The sequence below is a fragment of the Brevundimonas sp. genome (assembly GCF_035627055.1).
In the GTDB taxonomy this organism is placed as follows: domain Bacteria; phylum Pseudomonadota; class Alphaproteobacteria; order Caulobacterales; family Caulobacteraceae; genus Brevundimonas.
Window position 1 is genome coordinate 1 of record NZ_DASPMM010000005.1, and the last position, 17,956, is coordinate 17,956.

Consider the following 17,956-nt stretch of genomic DNA (forward strand, 5'->3'; position numbering starts at 1 on the left):
TCCTGAAGTCGCAGGAGTCCGCCGAGATGACGCTCGAGGACCTGCGCAACATCTACAACCGGCTCCTCGTCGGCGAGAAGAAGGCCGAGAAGGCGAAGACCGAGCTCATCGAGGCGAACCTCCGCCTCGTGGTCTCGATCGCCAAGAAGTACACCAACCGCGGCCTGCAGTTCCTGGACCTCATCCAGGAGGGCAACATCGGCCTGATGAAGGCGGTCGACAAGTTCGAGTACCGCCGCGGCTACAAGTTCTCGACCTACGCCACCTGGTGGATCCGGCAGGCGATCACCCGCTCGATCGCCGACCAAGCCCGGACGATCCGCATCCCGGTGCACATGATCGAGACGATCAACAAGCTCGTCCGCACCGGCCGCCAGTTCCTCCACGAAACCGGCCGCGAGCCCACGCCCGAAGAACTGGCCGAGCGCCTCTCCATGCCGCTCGAAAAGGTCCGCAAGGTCCTCAAGATCGCCAAGGAGCCGATCAGCCTCGAGACCCCGATCGGCGACGAGGAAGACAGCCACCTCGGCGACTTCATCGAGGACAAGAACGCCGTCCTGCCGATCGACGCGGCCATCCAGTCGAACCTGCGCGAGACCACCACCCGCGTGCTGGCGTCCCTGACGCCGCGCGAGGAGCGGGTGCTGCGCATGCGCTTCGGCATCGGCATGAACACCGACCACACGCTGGAAGAGGTCGGCCAGCAGTTCTCGGTCACCCGCGAACGCATCCGCCAGATCGAGGCCAAGGCGCTGCGCAAGCTCAAGCACCCCAGCCGCAGCCGCAAGCTGCGGAGCTTCCTGGACAGCTAGAAATCAGGCAGAGGCAGCAGGCAGCAGGGCCCGGTGGAAACACCGGGCCTTTCTTTTTCGGCGGCGGTGCAGCGGCCGGCCTCGTCCGCGGCGACGCGCGCCGGCCGAGGGCGCGACGCCGCGGGCCGTTGACACGGCCCGGCGGGGGCCCCATCTTGCAAGTGTAATGTGAAAATTCGCCGTACATCTGCGGAATACGCTTCATGCGGGACGACTCGTCGCAGGCGTCTAGCCCCGAACTCGCCTAAAGCGGAAGCTTAGAGTTTGGGGTTGCACATACATTCCTTTTATCTGTTCCGACACGACCTGCGCTGGATGTTCTCCGGCGGTCGCTAAAACTGTCGGAATACTCATCGAATTTTATCGTCGACTGCCCTTCGTCCCGGACGAGGGGGCGATTTCTCATGCGCAGCGAGCCGGTTGGCCGCGCCAGACACCTCGGGAACCATCATGGCCAAGGCCAGGCAATCCGCGCCGCGAAAGCCGCGCATCCTCATCACCAGCCAGGACCTGGAGACGCTCCAGACCCTGCTCGACCATTCGCCCGCGCGAACCGCCGGCGTGGAACTGCTCGAAGTCGAACTCGGCAGGGCCGTGGTCGTCGGCGATTCCTACAAGGCGAGGCCGTTCTGCCGGCTGGGCAGCTGGGCGACCTATGAAGACGTCGCCAGCGGGCAGTCGACCCGTATCCGGCTGGTCCTGCCGAGCGAGGCGGACATCGACCAGCACAGGGTCTCGGTGCTGACGCCGGTGGGCGCCTGCCTGCTGGGACTGACCCCCGACGCCGAGATCGAATGGGTCGACGACCGAGGGCGTCCGCACCGCCTCAGGCTGGTGGAGGTGTCCGATGCCGACGTCCTCGCCGCCGGATAACCCCAAGGCCCTGCTCGAGGCGGCCTGCGCCGAGGCGTTCGCCGCCGCCCGCTGGGACGAGGTCGATCTCTCGACGCGGTGGCCGGGCGCCGAGGCCGGGTCGCTGCTGCTGGCCAAGGCGGCCGAATGTGCGCTGTCGCCGATCGCCCGGGATCAGTTGTTGAGCCTGGCGCTCGAAAGGATCGTCGACGCCGGCGACCCGACGTCGCCGCTGCTCAAGCCGAAGCCCGACGCCGACAGGCGGGCGGAGATCGCGCGCGCCGCGTTCGCGCTCGGACCGCACAGGTCTTCCGAGACCGAGGCGCTGGTCGGATCTATCGAGGAGCGCCACGCGCGCCGGCTGGAGGGGAGGGCGTCGCCCGCCCGACTTGCCGCCTCCCTGCGCGACGACGCCGCATTGCACGAGATTCTCTGGGACCATCCTGACATTCCGGGCGGTCCGGAGATCCGCCTGACGATGCTGTGCGCGGTCCCCCGGCTACGGGACCGGGCGGATGAGTTGACGACGATGGGGCCCGACTGGCTCCGGAACCTGATGAAGATGGCGGGTCGGGCTCGCCGCGGGAGAAGCGGATGAGAGAGCGCCACAACATCGTCGGCAGCGAGGTGGGTCATGCCCGGCCGCCGATCTATTTCCGCGCCGGACTCCCCCGGCGGTCGCGCCGCCGCAGCGGCAGGCTGCTGCTCGCGGCGCTCGTGCTCCTGCTCCTCGCCGGCGTGGCGCTGGTTGCGCTTGAACGGGGCGCGGCCGACGAGACGGCGGGGCGCTTCGAGGCATGGGGCATGGCCGACACGGCGGTGACGCCGGATTGAGCTGTGGATCGGACGCCAAGGTGTCGCAAGAAACGGAATTCGATGAAGTCTTCGATATATTTTAGTTAGACCAGAAGTGGACGCCAAGTACCGTTCCGGGAAACTTGACTTTCCTTGGAGCCGAGCCGATATAGAGTTCATGGACAAGCACCCGACCATTCCGGCTCGACGCCGCGTCCGACTCATCCCGAGCGTCTAGCCCTGTTCCGACGATGGTTCGGAACAGGGAGTTTCGAACCATCGCGAGGCGTCGCAGGCGCCTCAGGCGATTCCACCGAAATCCATCGATGCTGTCGGCCGACGCCATGTCGCGCCGTGACGTATCGATGCGGCCGCAAGGAACTACTCAAATGGGCAAGAAAAGCCGCTCAAGTCGTGAGCCCAGGAAGCCGAAACAGGTCAAGACGCCGGCGAACACGGCCGGCAGTCTGGCCGATCTGGTGAAATCTCGCGCCGTCCCTCCCCTGGTGGGCGCGAAGTAGGCCCCCCAATGGGCCGAAGCCGGCCCCCGGAGCGATCCGGGGGCCGATTTTACGCTGCCTCGCTGCGCTGCGCCCACCGGCGGGCGCGGCCTCATGAACCGTTCCGGAGCTTCTCTGACATGATGGGACTCGCCCTCATTCTGCTGGCGTGCGCGGTCTTCGCGGCGCTCACGGCCTTTTCAGTGACGGCCGCGCTCAGGTCGGCGCGTGTCGACGACATAATCGGCCAGGTGTTCTCGCCCTGGATCCAGGATCCGTTCGCGGCCTCGGAAGGCGCGGTGGCCGTGGAAGCCCCGGTGGCCGCGGAGGCGTCCCGGAGCGAAGCGGGGACGCCGACAGGGCAGGAGAGCCCGGCCGCGTCGACTGACCGGCGACCGATGACCGCGCAAGCCTGACGTCGGCTCCCGGGAGCCGCCGCCTTCGTTCGATCGGGGGCTACCGCCCTTCGAACACCGGAGCGAAGCCGCCCCACATCATCCGCTTGCCGTCGAACGGCATGTCCATGCCGTCGAAGTCCGGGTCGTTCATCATTTCCGCGAAGCATTTGTCGGCGGTGGCGCGGTCCGGCCAGCGAAGCCAGGAGAAGACCACGACCTCGTCGGGCTCGAGCTTCACGGCCAGGTCGAAGCCGGTGACCTTGCCGGGCGGGATGTCTTCGCCCCAGGTCTCCACCTGTTCGAGGGCTCCGTATTTCTGGAACAGAGGCCAAGATTTGCGGGCGGAGGCGATGTAGGCCTCCTTCTTGGCGGCCGGTACGGGGAGCAGGAAGCCTGTGATGTAGGACATTCTGGTCTTCTCCTTCGGAGAGGGGCCGGCGCTCGCGGCGCTCTCCTCGCTGCATGAGCCCGGGTCCCGGGCGAGGCGCCGGGGATTAAGGATCAGACCCGCCGGGGCCGCAAGTCCGCGGCAGGCCGAGGCGCCGCCTGGGGCGGACCTCGCATCCGCCCCGCGCTCTTTCCGTCAGGCCAGCATGTCGAGCAGGGTTCCGGTCATCGCGTCGGCGGTCAGGAGCACCGAGGCGTTGGCCTTCAGGGCGATTTCCGCCCCGATGCGCTCCACGGTTTCGCCGGCCAGGTCGGCGAGCGGATCGGCGGCGGTGCGGCGCGCGCTGGCCTCGAAACGGGCCGAGGCGGCGGTGACGCCGGCGGCGGCGATGGCGTGGGCCTGCATGGGCGTCTCCCGGAAGGTCGGGGACAGACTGGCGCGGCGGGCTGAAGACGGCGCGAACGAAACTGGTGAACGGGCGCGCGCGATCACCGTTCGCTGAATCGACAGGGCGGCCCGGACATGGTTGGCTGCCGCGGACGGATCCAGCCACGGGACGGTCGCCATGGTCAGCCTCGCCCATCTGAAGCGCCGACTGGGCCAGTACGCCGCCGTCTGGGTGGCCGGGTTCCTGCTGTCGGGGGCCGCGATCCTGGCGGGGCTGTGGTTCGCCGACCTGATGACGGCGGCCGATACGGTGCTGCCGTTCGGATTGGCGGCGGTGGCCCTGGCGCTCGGGGCCGGCCTTGTGGCCAGCCTGGTTTCAGGCGAGACGGTGGGGACCAAGCTGGTCGTGCTGCTGCTGGCGGGGCTGCTGGTGCTGCCGCTGCTGTGGGCGCCGGTGTCGGCGGCGGTCGCGATCGCCTTCTTCGCGGACCGGTCGATCGAGTATTCCGGGACCTATGCGGCCTTCCAGATCGGGGTGTCGCGCGTGCTGTTCCCGATCAGCCAGTGGATCGGCGACGGCGACCTGTTCGGATGGGTGTGGAGCGCCTTCCAGTGGGTGTCGACGTTGGTGGGCTTTCTGTCGGCCCTCGCCAAGGTGTGGCCGATGCTGAAGCGGCTGCTGGGGCCGGAGCCGGCGACGGAAGTCTGAGGCGCGGCGACGGTACGACGTCCAGATGTCGGACAGCGGATTGTGACCGAACTGTAATGTTCGAAGGGCTCTAGTCTCGCCGTCTTGATGACGAAGAAGTAACTATCGAAGGGACGGCGCGCTCTATAGCTGATCCGGGTAGTTACGGGAGACGACTCCCGCGACCACGGGGGGCGTGTCGTGAATACAGTCAAGCTAATGCTGCTCGTCGGCACGGCGCTCGCGACATCGGCCGGAGCCGCGCTGGCGCAGACGCCGCCCGCTCCGCCGCCCGCGCAGCCGCAGACCCCGCCGCCGGCGCAGGACGCCGAGCCGTCGGAGGACGAGGCGACGGCGGTCGAGGAGGTCGTCGTCGAGGGCCGCAACACCGATGTCCGAACCTCGATCGATTCCGTCAGCTACAGCCTCGCCGACGACCTGCAGGCGCGGACCGGCACCCTGGCCGACGCCCTGCGCAACGTGCCGTCGGTGGATGTGGACCCGCAGGGCAATGTGTCGCTGCGCGGCGATTCCAACGTCACCATCCTGATCGACGGCCGCCCCTCGGGCATGCTGAGCGGCGAGGGCCGGGCACAGGCGCTGCTGCAGCTGCCGGCCGACCAGTACGCCCGCATCGAGGTGATGACCAATCCGTCGGCGGCCTATCGCCCGGACGGCTCGGGCGGCGTCATCAATCTGATCACCAAGCCGACGGTGGTGCGGCCGGGCGCGACCACCACGGGCTCGGTGCGGGTCAACGCCGGCGAGGAGGGTCGCTACAACGTCGGCCTCAGCGCCGCCTTCAGCCGCGACCGGCTGACGCTGTCGGGCGACGTGGGCGTGCGCCACGACATGATCCTGCAGGACGTCGAGCGGGTCCGCGAACGTTTCGACGCGGGCAGCGGCCAGTTCCTTGAGAGCCGGCAGACCCAGCAGGGCGAGTCGATCCTGGACGCGCGGTTCGGACGTTTCACCGCGGAATATCGCCTGACCGACAAGACCCAGCTGACCGGCGAAATCCGGGCGCAGCGCTTCGGCACCGAGGGCGACACCGTCGAGCTGTTCGAGGGGGAGGACGCCTCGGGCTCGGTCGCCCAGGCCTATCGGCGCGACAGCGACGGCGGCTTCGCGGTGCGCGGCTTCGGCGCGACCGCGCGCGTGCTGCACCGGTTCGACGATCAGGGCCATGAGTGGTCCACCGAGCTGCGGCTCGACCGCGGCCGGAACCAGTTCGAGCAACTGACCGTGACCGACGCCACCCTGCCGGCGGGAGCGGACGTCTACGAACTGCTGGACAACCGGACGCGGTTCTCGATCATGGGCCTGACCAGCGCCTATGTCCGGCCGCTGTCGGACGGCGGCAAGCTGCGCGCCGGCTATGAGCTGGAGATGCGCGAACCGGAGACGTCCAACGCGGTCAGCCGGGGACCGTCGGCGAGCGCCCTCACCCCGGACCCGCTGGTGACGAATGAATTCCACGCCGAACAGGCGGTGCATGCGGTCTATGGCACCTGGGAGCGACCGTTCGGAAAACTGACGGCCCAGGCCGGCCTCCGGCTGGAATACACCGAGATCGACCTGGACCAGATCACGACCGGCACGCAGGACTCCAATGAGTATTTCCGCGCCTATCCGACCCTGCACCTCGGCTACGAGCTGAGCGAGACGCAGACCCTGCGCGCCAGCTACAGCCGCCGCATCCAGCGGCCGCAGCCGTTCGAGCTGAACCCGTTCCTGGTGTTCCAGGATCCGTTCAACTACCGCGCCGGCAACCCGCAGCTGGAGCCGCAGGAGACGGACTCCTTCGAGCTGATGTGGCAGCGGCGGGTGCAGCAGACCTTCTATCAGGCCACGCTTTACTATCGGGACACGACCAAGGCGTTCACCCAGGTGACCACGGACATCGGCGGCGGGATCTTCCTGACCCGACCGGAGAACCTGGGCGCGCGGCGCGACATGGGCCTGGAGCTGACCGCCAGCGGCAAGCTGAGCGAGACCCTGCGCTACAACGCCAGCGTCAACCTGTTCCATCAGGAGATCGACGCCACAGGCCTGTCGGGCGCCCAGGACAGTTCGGGCACGGTGGTCTCCGGGCGCGGCAACCTGAACTGGCAGCCGACCGCGGAGGACTTCGTCCAGCTCGCGGCCTTCTGGCAGGGCGACTCCCTGCAGGCGCAGGGCGTCCGCGAGGCCGGCGGCATGATCAACCTGGGCTATCGCCGCAAGCTGACCGAGAAGTGGGCTTTCCAGGCGACGGTGCGCGACGTGTTCGACCAGTTCGGAGACGTCACGACGTTCGACACGCCCTCGTTCCGCGAACGGACCGAGCGCCGGTTCGGCGGGCGGGCCTGGTATCTCGGGCTGACCTATTCCTTCGGTCAGGGACCGCGCCGGCAGGAGCCGCAGTTCGACTTCGCGCCCCCGTCGACGGGCGGCTGATCACGGCTTGCCGGGGCTCCAGCCGGGCAGGGCGGCGGCCTGGCTGATCCAGTCCGCGATCCGCGCCTCGTCGAACGGATCATCCTCGTGGATATCGAGGTAGCGAACGTCCGGATGCTTGCTGGCGCCCGGCGGAGGGGGCCGGAGGGCGCCGCCCTGGAAGAAGGTCACCTTCACGTAGCGTGTGAAGACGTGGAAGGACAGGAACCAGCCCTGTCCCTCGACGCCATAGAAGGGCGAGTTCCACTTCACGGCCTTGCGCACGTTAGGGACGGTCCGGACGATCAGCGCGTCGAGGCGGCGGCCGACCGCCTGCTTCCAGCCCGGCATGGCCGCGATATAGGCCTGCACCGGAGCGTCTCCGTCGCCCTTGGCGATGCGGGGGTTGCCGCCGGACAGGAGAACGGGGTCAGCCACCCTTCGACGCCTTGGCGGGCTTCGCGTTCTTCGCACCGTTCAGGGCCGCGGCCGCCTGCACCAGCGCCTTGAACGCGGCCGCGTCGATCTGCGCCCCCTCCGGTATGTCGATCGCCCGGCGGGTGGCGCCGTCCAGGCTGGAGTTAAACAGGCCCGCCGGATCAGGGAGCGCGGCGCCGTTGGCGAAGGTCAGCTTGACCGCCTTCTTGTAGGCCTCGCCGGTGCAGATGATGCCGTCGTGGGACCAGACCGGCGTGTTCCACTTCCACTCCTCGACCACGTCGGGGGCCGCCTCGTGAATGAGGCTTCGCACCCGGGCCAGCGTCTCGCCGCGCCAGTCGCCGAGGGCGGCGATGCGCTGGTCGATGAGGCGCGGCGGGGGAACGCCCGCATCGGCGGCGGGGACGGATTTTCCGAACGACATGGGTCTCTCCTTCTATTTGGCTGCCGGGGTCAGGCCTGTTGGGCGACAACCGCGTCCAGCTTGTCCAGGAAGCGCGGCCAGCCGGTCAGGGCGCCGCCGAACGCCTGCCTCTGGTCGGGGCGGAAGCCCGACTGCTCGACCCGCAGGAGGGAGCCCGCGGCCGTCGGGGTCAGGGTGAGGGTGACCACGCTCTGCAGGTCGAAGGCCGGGTCCTCGTGCGCGTGGTTCCAGCTGTAGGCGAGGCGCCGGTTCGGGTCGACGGCGAGAACCTCGCAGTCCAGCACGCCGCCCCAGTCGCCGCGCAGGCTGAAGCGATGGCCCACGTCCGGGCGGAAGTCGTTCTTCATCAGCCATTCCTCGATCAGATGCGGCTGGGTCAGGGCGCGCCAGATCTTCTCCGGCGGCCAGGCGAGCTCGCGTTCGACGACGACGGTGCGGGTCGGGGCGGCGGCGTCGGTCATTGGTCCATCCTTCTGAGCAGGTCCTCGAGGTGGTCGATGCGGGTTTCCCAGAAGCCGGTCATCCGCCGGGTCCAGTCGGTCAGCGGGGCCAGGGCGTCGGGCCGGGCGCTGTAGTGGGTCTGGCGGCCGGCGGGGCGGTCGTGCACCAGCCCCGCCTGCTTCAGCACACCGAGGTGTTTGGAGACGGCCGGCTGCGAAATGCCGGCATGGGTGGTCAGGGCCCCGACCGTCTGCTCGCCCTCGCGGCACAGCTGTTCGAAAATCCCCCGGCGGGTGGGATCGGCCAGCGTCCGGAAGAGGATGTCGTCAGAAATCTGCATCGCAACCGATAACCCATGGGCTATTGGTCCGATCTATAACCAGACGGATATGAGTGAGTCAAGCGGCCGGAGGTCAGCAGGAGCGGGAAGGTTCGGCGCCGGGCGCGCCCTTGCGGCGCACGGGAGGCGGGGGCATCGTCGGCGCATGAGCACGCAGGAGCCGGCGGGCGAACGCTTCCAGAGCTTTGCGGCCTTCTATCCGCACTACATCCACGAGCATTCCAACCGGACGTGTCGGCGCATCCATGTGGTGGGGTCGGCGCTGGTGCTGGTCGTGCTGGCGGTCGCGGTCGTGACGCTGAACCCCTGGTGGCTGCTGGCCGTGCCGCTGGTCGGCTACGGCTTCGCCTGGGTCGGCCATTTCTTCTTCGAGAAGAACCGGCCGGCCACGTTCCGCTATCCGCTGTGGAGCCTGATGGGCGACTGGCGGATGTTCTTCGAGACCGTCACCGGCAGGCGGCGCTTCTAGGCTTCAGCGGTTGGCCGGGTCCTGGAAGGCGAACAGGCTGATGGCGAGGACGGCGGCGGCGTCGCGGTCGGGGGAGCCCTGCGGCGGCAGGTAGAAGGTCGGGCGGAAGCCATTGAGATCGAGGCCGCCGATCTCGACTCCGTCGCGGCTGAAGACATAGCCCATGACGCGGCCGCCGCCGAACGGAAGGCCGCCGATCCGCTTCGTCTCGGCGCGCAGGACGATGTCGCCCCAGACCAGTTCGCCGGCGCGTTGCGGCTGCTGCAGGCGGGCCAGCAGGCTGCCGCGCGACAGGGCCAGGGTGAGGCGGGCGTCGGCGGGCGCGGCGCCGGAATACTGGCACTCGTACGACAGCGGCTCTCGGTCGAAGGTGATCCACAGGATCTGGCGATGGCTCTGGCCCCCGCCGCAGTCGCCCTGGATGGAGCCGCCGGGGAGGGCGAGGTCGAACTCGGCGCGGGCCATGTCGCGGGACTGCCACGGCAGGCGGGTGCTGGAGCTGCGCGAACTGGCCGAGCCGGTGTATTCGGCGACGGCGAAGCCGGGACGGAACAGGCTGGGGCCGCGGCGACCCTGGAGCCCGATGCGGTCGGTGCGTTCCGTCATCGGAGCGGTCGGCGCGGCGGTTTGCGATGCGGCGGCGGTGGCGGCGGCGAGCGCGGCGGCGGCCAACAGGCTGGCGAGTTTCATGGGCCCCTCCCTTGATCAGGACGGACACTACGCCGCTTTCAGAGAACAGCAATCCGCCAGCGGCGGACCCGGGCGGCGCTAGTTGGACCCGGCGTTGGTCGCGGCGGAGGCCATAAGGGTCTGGCTGGGCCGGGCGTCCCACGACGGCGGGCAACCGTCGAAGCGGCCGGCATTGATGAGCGTCAGGCGGCGCTGGTTGAAGCGCATGGCCGGGCGCATCGAGCCGCGGCCGTGGCCGGTGTAGAGATCGATCTTCTGGCCCTTGATCGCGCCGCCGGTGTCGGAGGCGTACCAGTAGCCGTCGTGCAGCGTGCCATCGGGCATGCGCATGCCGACGGTCTCGGGGATGAAGAGGCGGGTGCGGCGGGGGATGTAGCGCGGGTCGGTGGCGATGGTGCGCATCGGGATCGGCCGGCAGCCGAGGCTGTCGTTGCCCGTCGCTCCGCCGCCACCCGCATGGTAGAGATTGACGCGGGCGGTCCAGTCCGCCTCCTCGTCCATCAGATCCTGCTGTTCGGCGGTGAGAGCCGCCATGCCGCTGTCGGAACCTTCGTCAGCAGGGGCCGTTGATTCCGCACCAAGCCCGGTCGAGACCGCGGCTTCGTAGGAAACGGGATCACCCTGAACCGCCGCATGGGCGGGGAAGGCCATCGCCCAGAAAAGGGCGAACGCAGCGGCACTGCCGAGCATGATTCGACTCGCGTAGGCGCCGGCCCCTGTCCGTCCGGCGCGGCGCTTGTCGTCAAGAAATACGGCGAAAACCAGACATTCCGGCCCACGTGCGACCTCCTGTCCGGTCGAGCGGTGGATAAGTGGCGCTTGTGATGGTTAAGGCGAATCTCGTTTGGCCAACGGCATCAAATCGGTAAGCTGTATTCGGAGATCAGAAACACTTTGCTGGGGCGCGATGCTTACTGTCTTTGGAGATATTCGGTCCGGCAACTGTTTGAAGGTCAAGTGGTTGCTGGATCGCCTCGGCCATGATTATCGGTGGATCGAAACCGACGTCATGTCCGGCGCGACGCGGTCCACAGAATTCCTCGCCATGAATCCGGCCGGACAGGTTCCGGCGGTGGTGTTCGAGGACGGGCGGACGCTGGCGCAGTCGAACGCGATCATCGGCTTTTTCGGCGACGGCACGCCCTATGTGCCGGCCGATCCGTGGGACAGGGCGAAGATGTACGAGTGGCTGTTCTGGGAGCAGTACAGCCATGAGCCCTGCATCGCCGTGGCGCGATTCCAGCGTGCCTTCCTCGGCAAGGCGGCGGACGAGATCGAGCCGCGGCTGGTGGAGCGCGGGCGGGCGGCGCTGGCGCGGATGGAGGCGGCGCTGGCGGCCCGCGACTGGCTGGTCGGAGACGGGCCGACGCTCGCCGACCTGGCGCTGGTCGCCTACACGCGGGTCGCGCCTGAGGGCGGGTTCGATCTGGGGCCCCATCCTGCGATCCGGCGGTGGATCACGAGGGTGGAAGCCGGGTTCGGGATCGGCTGACCGGCTACTGCCGCGGCGTGCGCTGGGGGCGACCGCCTTCGCTCCACTCGGGCTTGAAGTCGCTGGAGGCGAGCCAGCGCAGCGGCTCGACCAGGGACTGGATGGCCCGGGTCATGAAGGGGATGTCCAGGTTCCCCAGATTGTCCTCGGCCGTGTGATAGGTCGGGATGGTGGCCCAGCCGGAAATGGTGTGGGCGACGACGCCCTCGAGCGCCAGCTGGTAGTTGTCGGACCGCTCGAAGAAATGCTGCTCCGGATACAGGTCGGGCGCGATCAGGGCGCCGCGTTCCCTGAGGGCCGAACCGAAGTTGGAGCGGTCGAAGCCGGTCATCATCATCACGCCCGCGGGCATGTTCGGGTCCTGAGCGCCGATCATCTCGATCTCGAGATTGGCGATGACGTCGGTCAGGGGCACCGGCGAATGGGCGCCGAAATATTCGGAGCCGAGCAGGCCCAATTCCTCGGAGCCGTAGCAGACGAACAGGATGCTGCGCTTCGGCTGTTCGCCGGCCGCGAGGGTGCGGGCCAGTTCGAGAACGGCGGTGGTCCCCGAGGCGTCGTCGTTGGCCCCGTACATCACCGTGCCGTCGGGCTGGACGCCGAGGTGATCGAGGTGGGCGGTGATCATGATGACGCCCGCCGACGGGTCGGACCCCTGCAGCCAGCCGATGGCGTTGGTGGTGATCCGCGTCGCGCCGTCCGGATCGGTGACCTCGAAGCGGGGACGGCGGCCCGGTGCGCTGGGCGGCAGCTGAACCACGCCCGCCGTCTGGAGATAGCCGTCCATGCCGGGCGCCGGGGTCAGGCCGTATTCCTGGAAGCGGGCGGCGACATAGGCGGCGGCGACGGCCTCATCCGGGGTGGCGCTGCCGCGGCCGCGCAGGGCCGGTCCGGCGAGGAAGGCCTCGTGCGCCGCGACCCGGACGGGATCGACGGCGGGAGTCTGGGCCGCGTCCTGTGCGAAGACCGGGCCGGCGGCGAGGAGGAGGACGCCGACGGCGACGAGCAGGCGAGATTTCAGCATGGACCGACCCCGACAATGACAGGCCGACAGGGGTAGGGGGCGGGCGAGGGGGCGGTCAAGCGTCCCAGGCGCAAGATGCCGCTGGACGCCGCCGCGGCGTGGATTTAACCCCGGCGGGTCGCACCCCGGAGCCCGTCATGAAGCGTCTCGCCCTCGTCGCCGCCGTCTGCGCCCTCGCGGTCGCCGCCACGCCCGTCGCCGTCTCGGCCTGGGGCAACACCGGCCACCGGCTTGTGGGGATCGCAGCCGTTCGCGGCCTGCCCGCAGAGATGCCCGCCTTCCTGCTCTCGCCCGGAGCCGCGTCCGAGGTCGGCGAACTGGCCCGTGAGCCCGACCGCACCAAGGGCGGGGGCCAGCCGCACGACCGTGAGCGGGACACCGCGCACTTCGTGGACATGGACGACAGCGGACGGGTGATCAGCGCCGCCGGGCCGTCGATCGACGCCCTGCCGCGGCTGAAGTCGGAGTATGACGCGGCGCTGACAGCGGCCGGGCTGGACGTCGATGACGCCGGCTATCTGCCCTACGCCATCTGGGACGGGTACCAGCATCTGGTGCGCGACTTCGCGACGTGGCGCGTGCTGAACGCGGCCGAAAAGCGAGAGATCGATCCGGGCAGGCGGGCCTGGTACCGCGAGGACCGGCTGCGGCGCGAGGCGCTGATCCTGCGCGACATGGGCTATCTGGGGCACTACGTCGGCGACGGCTCGCAGCCGCATCACACCACGATCCATTACAACGGCTGGTCGCGGGACGTGCCGAACCCCGAGGGCTTCACCACCTCGCGCCAGACGCACGGCGCATTCGAGAACGCCTTCACCGGCCGGGTGGCGCGGCTGGATGCGGTCGAGGCGGCGATGACGGCGCCGAACCTGGACGGGTTCGACCTGCGCGCGCGGGTGCCGGCCTATCTGAAGACGACGCTGGCGCAGGTGCTGCCGTTCTACCAGCTGGAGAAGGCCGGAGCCTTTCAGGAAAGGGACGCCCGGGGCGCGGCCTTCGTGACGGCGCGGCTCGCGGCGGGGGCCTCCGAGCTCCGCGACCTGTTCGTCCTCGCCTGGCGGGACTCGGCCGACGACAGCATCGGCTGGCCGATCGTGAAGGTGGCCGAGGTCGAGGCCGGGACCGCGGATCCGTGGCTGGCCATGTACGGCGAGGACTGAGTTCGGACTTTGAGCGAGCCCGCGCCCCCCGTCGTCATCCTCGACAAGGCCCAGCTGGCCGACAACATCGGCGCGGTGGCGCGGGTGATGGCCAATTTCGGCCTGTCCGAGCTGAGGCTGGTCAGCCCGCGCGACGGCTGGCCGCAGGACCGGGCGTGGGCCACGGCCTCGGGGGCCGACTGGGTGCTGGACGGGGTCAAGGTGTTCGACAGCGTGGCGGAGGCCATCGCCGACCTGAACACCGTCTTTTCGACCACGGCCCGGCCGCGCGAGACGCGGATGCCGGTGCGGACGCCGCGCGAGTCGGCGCGTCTGCTGTACGACGACCGGGCCTCGGGCCTGACGGTGGGGCTGCTGTTCGGCGGCGAACGGGCGGGGCTGGAGACCACCGATATCGCCCTGACACAGGGCATCGTCACCATCCCGATCGATCCGAAGCATCATTCGTTGAACCTGGCGCAGGCGGTGGCGATCAACGCCTATGAGTGGCGGACGCTGATCCTCGACGCGCCGCCGCCGCGGTTCCGGGAGGGCGATCCGCCGGCGTCGAACGAGCTGCTGGTCGGCATGTACGAGCATCTGGAGAAGGAGCTCGACGAGGGCGGCTTCTTCCATCCGCCCGAGAAGAAGCGGTCGATGAGCCAGAACCTGCGGGTCATGCTGGGGCGGGCGGCCTTTTCGGAGCAGGAGGTGGCGACGTTCCGGGGGGTGATCCACGCTCTGGCCAAGGGGCGGGGACGGGTGCTGGCCAAGCTGGCGGCGAAGAAGGCGGCGGACTCATAGTTTTCACCCGTCATCCTCGGGCTTGACCCGAGGATCAGAGGTCGGGGCGAGCTGTGCGGCCGGGACGGCCCCGGGACGGCGCTCCATCATCATCCGACGCAGCACCGGACGGTCTGATCCTCGGGTCAAGCCCGAGGATGACGGTAGTGGTGGTGCATTCACAGATCGGCGCAGAACGCCGGGACTAGCTCCGTCGCCGGGCCGTGGTGCGTTTCGTCGAACAGACTGCTGCCCAGCGATGGCTCGAGGTTGAGCTCGACGGTGCGGGCGCCGGCGCGGTTGGCCGACTGGACGAAGCCGGAGGCGGGCCAGACGGAGCCCGAGGTGCCGATGGAAACGAACAGGTCGCAGCGGGCGAGGGCCCGTTCGATGCGGCCCATGTGCAGGGGCGTCTCGCCGAACCAGACGATGTGCGGACGCAGGCGGCCGTCCGGGTGGAAGGGCGAGGGCTGGTCCGGCTCGAGATCGCCCGGCCAGTCGCAGACGCGGCCGGTGGCGGTGCATTGGGCCTTGAGCAGTTCGCCGTGCATGTGGACCAGGTCGAAGCCGGCGGCGGGCGGCGTTCCGGCATGGGCGCGGTCGTGCAGGTCGTCGACGTTCTGGGTGACCAGCAGGAGCTCGCCGTCCCACCGCGCGGCAAGCTCGGCGAGGGCGCGGTGGGCGGCGTTGGGGCGGACCTCGGCCAGCTGGCGGCGGCGGCGGTTGTAGAAGTCCTGCACCAGGGCCGGGTCGCGGGCGAAGGCCTCGGGCGTGGCGACGTCCTCGACGCGGTGACCCATCCACAGGCCGTCGGCGGCGCGGAAGGTCGGGACGCCGGACTCGGCGGAGATGCCGGAGCCGGTGAGGATGACGAGGTTGTGGTGGATCATTCCGGGGAGATGAAGAGTGTCAGTGACAGTGCTAGTGAGCGGTTGGCCGCCGATTGCTCACCAGCACTATCACTGACACTTCCCGCAGAGTCCCGCGGAACGACTGGAGACCCGCCCATGAAAACCCGCGCCGCCGTCGCCTTTGAGGCCAAACGTCCGCTGGAGATCGTCGAGGTCGATCTGGAGGGGCCGCGCGCCGGGGAGGTGCTGGTCGAGATCAAGGCCACCGGCATCTGCCACACCGACGCCTATACGCTGGACGGGCTGGACAGCGAGGGCATCTTCCCGTCGATCCTGGGCCACGAAGGCGCGGGGGTGGTGGTCGAGGTGGGGCCGGGGGTGACCTCGGTGGCCGTCGGGGACCATGTGATCCCGCTGTACACGCCGGAGTGCCGCCAGTGTAAGTCTTGCCTGAGCCGCAAGACCAATCTGTGCACCGCCATCCGGGCGACGCAGGGCAAGGGGCTGATGCCCGACGGGACCTCGCGGTTTTCCTACAAGGGGCAGGCGATCGCCCACTACATGGGCTGCTCGACCTTCTCGAACTACACGGTGCTGCCCGAGATCGCGGTGGCGAAGATCCGCAAGGACGCGCCGTTCGACAAGGCCTGCTACGTCGGCTGCGGCGTGACCACGGGCGTCGGTGCGGTGGTCAATACGGCCAAGGTGGAGCCGGGGGCCAACTGCGTCGTGTTCGGGCTCGGCGGCATCGGGCTGAACGTCATCCAGGGGCTGAAGATGGTCGGGGCCGACATGATCGTCGGCGTCGATATCAATCCGTCGAAGGAAGAGTGGGGCCGCCGCTTCGGCATGACGCATTTCGTCAATCCGAAGGAGGCGCCGGACGTGGTGGCGCATCTGGTCGAGCTGACCGGGGGCGGGGCGGACTACACCTTCGACTGCACCGGCAACACGGTGGTGATGCGCCAGGCGCTGGAGGCCTGCCACCGCGGCTGGGGCGAGAGCGTGATCATCGGCGTGGCCGAGGCCGGCAAGGAGATCGCGACGCGGCCGTTCCAGCTGGTCACGGGCCGGGTGTGGCGCGGTTCGGCCTTCGGCGGGGCGCGGGGCCGGACGGATACGCCCAAGGTGGTGGACTGGTACATGGACGGGAAGATCGAGATCGACCCGATGATCACCCACACCCTGCCGCTGGAGCGGATCAACGAGGCCTTCGACCTGATGCATGCGGGTGAGAGCATCAGAAGCGTGGTGGTGTTCTGAGGCTTGCGCAGACGGGACAGTTGTTTTAGAAAACTGTCTGAGCAGCAGGAGGGAAGCCATGTTCACCCACATCACCCTGGGCGCCGACGATGTCGAGGCGTCGCGTCGGTTCTATGATGCGGCGCTGGGGGCGCTGGGGATCGAGCCGGCCAGCGGGCCGGACCCCAAAGGGCGCTACTGGTGGCGGACGGCGCGCGGGGCCTTTGCCGTCGGCAAGCCGATCGACGGCCAGCCGGCCTGCCACGCCAACGGCGGCACGCTGGGTTTCGCGGCCAGGACGCCGGAGCTGGTCGAGGCCTTCCATGCAGCGGGCGTCGCGGCGGGCGGCCGGGCGATCGAGGATCCGCCCGGCCTCCGCGAAGGCCCGTTCGGAAAGCTGTACCTGGCCTATCTGCGCGATCCGGCCGGCAACAAGATCTGCGCGTTGCACCGTCCCGGATAGCCGCTGCGCGGCTTCCGGCCTGACAAGGAGAGCGGTAGAGGTCGGGCATGGAAACCCTGAAGACCCACGCCGTCCACGGCGGAACGCTCCGCTATCTGAGGCACGACAGCAGGACCACCGGCACGCCGATGACGCTGTCGGTCTTCGTCCCGCCGGGCGAGGGGCCGTTCCCGGTGCTGATCTGGCTGTCGGGGCTGACCTGCACCGAGGATAATTTCACCACCAAGGCCGGGGCCTATCGCGCGGCGACGGAGCATGGCCTGATTATCGTCGCGCCGGACACCTCGCCGCGCGGCGAGGGGGTGGCCGACGATGACGCCTATGATCTGGGACAGGGGGCGGGGTTCTATGTGGATGCGACGCAGGCGCCGTGGGCGTCGCACTTCCGCATGGAGCGCTATGTCGTCGAGGAACTGATCGGGCTGGTCGACGGGGAATTCCCGACCACGAAGGCGCGCGCGATCTCCGGCCATTCGATGGGCGGGCATGGGGCGCTGACGCTGGCCTTGCGGCATCCGCACCTGTTCCGGTCGGTGTCGGCCTTCGCGCCGATCGCCTCGCCGACGCGGTGTGCGTGGGGCGAGAAGGCGTTCACGGCCTATCTGGGCGAGGATCGGGCGGCGTGGGCGGAGCATGACGCGGCGCGGCTGATCGAGAGCGGCGTCGGCGGCGGCTGCTACGACGACATCCTGATCGACCAGGGCGACGCCGATCCGTTTCTGGCCGAGCAGCTGAAGCCGGAGCTGCTGACGGCGGCGGCGGGCGCCGCGGGGCAGAGGGTGACGCAGCGGATGCAGCCGGGGTACGACCACTCGTATTTCTTCATGGCCAGCTTCATCGCCGACCATGTGGCCTTCCATGCGGCGCGGCTGAAGGACTGAGCGCGGCGTGGTAGGTTGGCTCGGACCTATGGAGGGGA

At 69.0% G+C, this 17,956-nt stretch carries 25 protein-coding genes; 15 read left to right on the plus strand and 10 right to left on the minus strand.

The annotated features are described in order from the left end of the window. The 6 genes from rpoD to VEA98_RS01550 all read left to right on the plus strand — a co-directional run. Nucleotides 1–812, plus strand: an 812-nt coding sequence (rpoD, locus tag VEA98_RS01525) for an RNA polymerase sigma factor RpoD (protein WP_324810451.1), incomplete at its 5' end; no start/stop codon positions are given. A 450-nt stretch (nt 813–1,262) separates the two neighbouring features. After that, the gene (locus VEA98_RS01530) at nt 1,263–1,685 is read left to right on the plus strand and encodes a GreA/GreB family elongation factor (RefSeq protein WP_324810453.1); all 423 of its coding nucleotides are present in this window, start codon (nt 1,263–1,265) and stop codon (nt 1,683–1,685) included. Beyond that, entirely contained in the window at nt 1,660–2,262 is a 603-nt protein-coding gene (locus VEA98_RS01535) for a hypothetical protein (RefSeq protein ID WP_324810456.1), read from the plus strand. Before VEA98_RS01530 ends, VEA98_RS01535 begins: the two co-directional genes overlap by 26 nt. Next, the gene (locus VEA98_RS01540; protein WP_324810458.1) at nt 2,259–2,498 is read left to right on the plus strand and encodes a hypothetical protein; all 240 of its coding nucleotides are present in this window, start codon (nt 2,259–2,261) and stop codon (nt 2,496–2,498) included. The genes VEA98_RS01535 and VEA98_RS01540 overlap by 4 nt, the downstream gene beginning before the upstream one ends. Before the next feature lie 287 nt (nt 2,499–2,785). Further along, a complete protein-coding gene (locus tag VEA98_RS01545) occupies nt 2,786–2,980 on the plus strand; it encodes a hypothetical protein (protein WP_324810461.1) in 195 nt (64 codons plus the stop codon). Between the two features lie 119 nt (nt 2,981–3,099). Further along, nucleotides 3,100–3,375 (plus strand): hypothetical protein, encoded by a 276-nt coding sequence (locus VEA98_RS01550; protein WP_324810463.1) that lies wholly within the window; start codon nt 3,100–3,102, stop codon nt 3,373–3,375. Nucleotides 3,376–3,415: 40 nt separating this feature from the next. On the opposite strand, the gene VEA98_RS01555 is transcribed toward VEA98_RS01550, so the two are convergent. Both VEA98_RS01555 and VEA98_RS01560 read right to left on the minus strand, forming a co-directional pair. Next, a complete protein-coding gene (locus tag VEA98_RS01555) occupies nt 3,416–3,766 on the minus strand; it encodes a DUF1428 domain-containing protein (RefSeq protein WP_324810466.1) in 351 nt (116 codons plus the stop codon). A gap of 174 nt (nt 3,767–3,940) precedes the next feature. Next, on the minus strand, nt 3,941–4,312 hold the full coding sequence (locus VEA98_RS01560) for a hypothetical protein (protein ID WP_324810468.1): 372 nt from the start codon (nt 4,310–4,312) through the stop codon (nt 3,941–3,943). On the opposite strand from VEA98_RS01560, the gene VEA98_RS01565 reads away from it, so the two are divergent. Both VEA98_RS01565 and VEA98_RS01570 read left to right on the plus strand, forming a co-directional pair. Then, entirely contained in the window at nt 4,311–4,841 is a 531-nt protein-coding gene (locus VEA98_RS01565) for a hypothetical protein (RefSeq protein WP_324810470.1), read from the plus strand. The genes VEA98_RS01560 and VEA98_RS01565 overlap by 2 nt on opposite strands. Before the next feature lie 180 nt (nt 4,842–5,021). Then, the gene (locus VEA98_RS01570) at nt 5,022–7,259 is read left to right on the plus strand and encodes an outer membrane beta-barrel family protein (protein ID WP_324810472.1); all 2,238 of its coding nucleotides are present in this window, start codon (nt 5,022–5,024) and stop codon (nt 7,257–7,259) included. Here the strand turns inward: VEA98_RS01570 and VEA98_RS01575 are convergent, their stop codons facing one another. Genes VEA98_RS01575 through VEA98_RS01590 form a run of 4 tightly spaced genes read right to left on the minus strand, consistent with a single transcriptional unit; the run spans nt 7,260 to nt 8,881 of the window. Continuing rightward, a complete protein-coding gene (locus VEA98_RS01575) occupies nt 7,260–7,676 on the minus strand; it encodes a DUF1801 domain-containing protein (protein WP_324810476.1) in 417 nt (138 codons plus the stop codon). Continuing rightward, on the minus strand, nt 7,669–8,100 hold the full coding sequence (locus VEA98_RS01580) for a DUF1801 domain-containing protein (protein ID WP_324810479.1): 432 nt from the start codon (nt 8,098–8,100) through the stop codon (nt 7,669–7,671). Before VEA98_RS01580 ends, VEA98_RS01575 begins: the two co-directional genes overlap by 8 nt. 29 nt (nt 8,101–8,129) lie before the next feature. Continuing rightward, on the minus strand, nt 8,130–8,561 hold the full coding sequence (locus VEA98_RS01585) for an SRPBCC domain-containing protein (protein ID WP_324810481.1): 432 nt from the start codon (nt 8,559–8,561) through the stop codon (nt 8,130–8,132). Further along, nucleotides 8,558–8,881, minus strand: coding sequence for a metalloregulator ArsR/SmtB family transcription factor (locus tag VEA98_RS01590; RefSeq protein WP_324810483.1), 324 nt, complete (start codon nt 8,879–8,881; stop codon nt 8,558–8,560). Before VEA98_RS01590 ends, VEA98_RS01585 begins: the two co-directional genes overlap by 4 nt. A 145-nt stretch (nt 8,882–9,026) precedes the next feature. Here VEA98_RS01590 and VEA98_RS01595 point away from each other — a divergent pair, with 145 nt between their 5' ends. Then, a complete protein-coding gene (locus VEA98_RS01595; RefSeq protein WP_324810485.1) occupies nt 9,027–9,350 on the plus strand; it encodes an Mpo1-like protein in 324 nt (107 codons plus the stop codon). Nucleotides 9,351–9,353: 3 nt separating this feature from the next. On the opposite strand, the gene VEA98_RS01600 is transcribed toward VEA98_RS01595, so the two are convergent. Next, a complete protein-coding gene (locus VEA98_RS01600) occupies nt 9,354–10,040 on the minus strand; it encodes a hypothetical protein (RefSeq protein WP_324810488.1) in 687 nt (228 codons plus the stop codon). Between the two features lie 78 nt (nt 10,041–10,118). Further along, a complete protein-coding gene (locus tag VEA98_RS01605) occupies nt 10,119–10,574 on the minus strand; it encodes a 3D domain-containing protein (protein WP_324810489.1) in 456 nt (151 codons plus the stop codon). A gap of 373 nt (nt 10,575–10,947) precedes the next feature. Between VEA98_RS01605 and VEA98_RS01610 the strand changes: the two genes are divergently transcribed. Continuing rightward, on the plus strand, nt 10,948–11,532 hold the full coding sequence (locus VEA98_RS01610; protein ID WP_324810492.1) for a glutathione S-transferase family protein: 585 nt from the start codon (nt 10,948–10,950) through the stop codon (nt 11,530–11,532). 4 nt (nt 11,533–11,536) lie between these two features. On the opposite strand, the gene VEA98_RS01615 is transcribed toward VEA98_RS01610, so the two are convergent. Beyond that, entirely contained in the window at nt 11,537–12,556 is a 1,020-nt protein-coding gene (locus VEA98_RS01615; protein WP_324810495.1) for a M28 family metallopeptidase, read from the minus strand. Between the two features lie 137 nt (nt 12,557–12,693). Here VEA98_RS01615 and VEA98_RS01620 point away from each other — a divergent pair, with 137 nt between their 5' ends. Together VEA98_RS01620 and VEA98_RS01625 are read left to right on the plus strand one after the other, a co-directional pair. Further along, a complete protein-coding gene (locus VEA98_RS01620) occupies nt 12,694–13,719 on the plus strand; it encodes a S1/P1 Nuclease (RefSeq protein WP_324810498.1) in 1,026 nt (341 codons plus the stop codon). Nucleotides 13,720–13,728: 9 nt separating this feature from the next. Beyond that, complete coding sequence (locus tag VEA98_RS01625) at nt 13,729–14,502, plus strand: RNA methyltransferase (protein WP_324810500.1); 774 nt, start codon at nt 13,729–13,731, stop codon at nt 14,500–14,502. Between the two features lie 158 nt (nt 14,503–14,660). On the opposite strand, the gene VEA98_RS01630 is transcribed toward VEA98_RS01625, so the two are convergent. Beyond that, nucleotides 14,661–15,371: an NAD-dependent deacylase gene (locus VEA98_RS01630; RefSeq protein WP_324810502.1), complete on the minus strand. Its 711-nt coding sequence runs from the start codon at nt 15,369–15,371 to the stop codon at nt 14,661–14,663. Between the two features lie 117 nt (nt 15,372–15,488). Here VEA98_RS01630 and VEA98_RS01635 point away from each other — a divergent pair, with 117 nt between their 5' ends. From VEA98_RS01635 to fghA, 3 genes are read left to right on the plus strand one after another with little or no spacing between them, the layout of a single operon-like run. After that, on the plus strand, nt 15,489–16,595 hold the full coding sequence (locus VEA98_RS01635) for an S-(hydroxymethyl)glutathione dehydrogenase/class III alcohol dehydrogenase (protein WP_324810505.1): 1,107 nt from the start codon (nt 15,489–15,491) through the stop codon (nt 16,593–16,595). Between the two features lie 58 nt (nt 16,596–16,653). Further along, nucleotides 16,654–17,037 (plus strand): VOC family protein, encoded by a 384-nt coding sequence (locus VEA98_RS01640; RefSeq protein ID WP_324810508.1) that lies wholly within the window; start codon nt 16,654–16,656, stop codon nt 17,035–17,037. Nucleotides 17,038–17,084: 47 nt separating this feature from the next. Then, complete coding sequence (gene fghA, locus VEA98_RS01645) at nt 17,085–17,918, plus strand: S-formylglutathione hydrolase (protein WP_324810511.1); 834 nt, start codon at nt 17,085–17,087, stop codon at nt 17,916–17,918. The last annotated feature ends 38 nt before the right edge of the window (nt 17,919–17,956 follow it).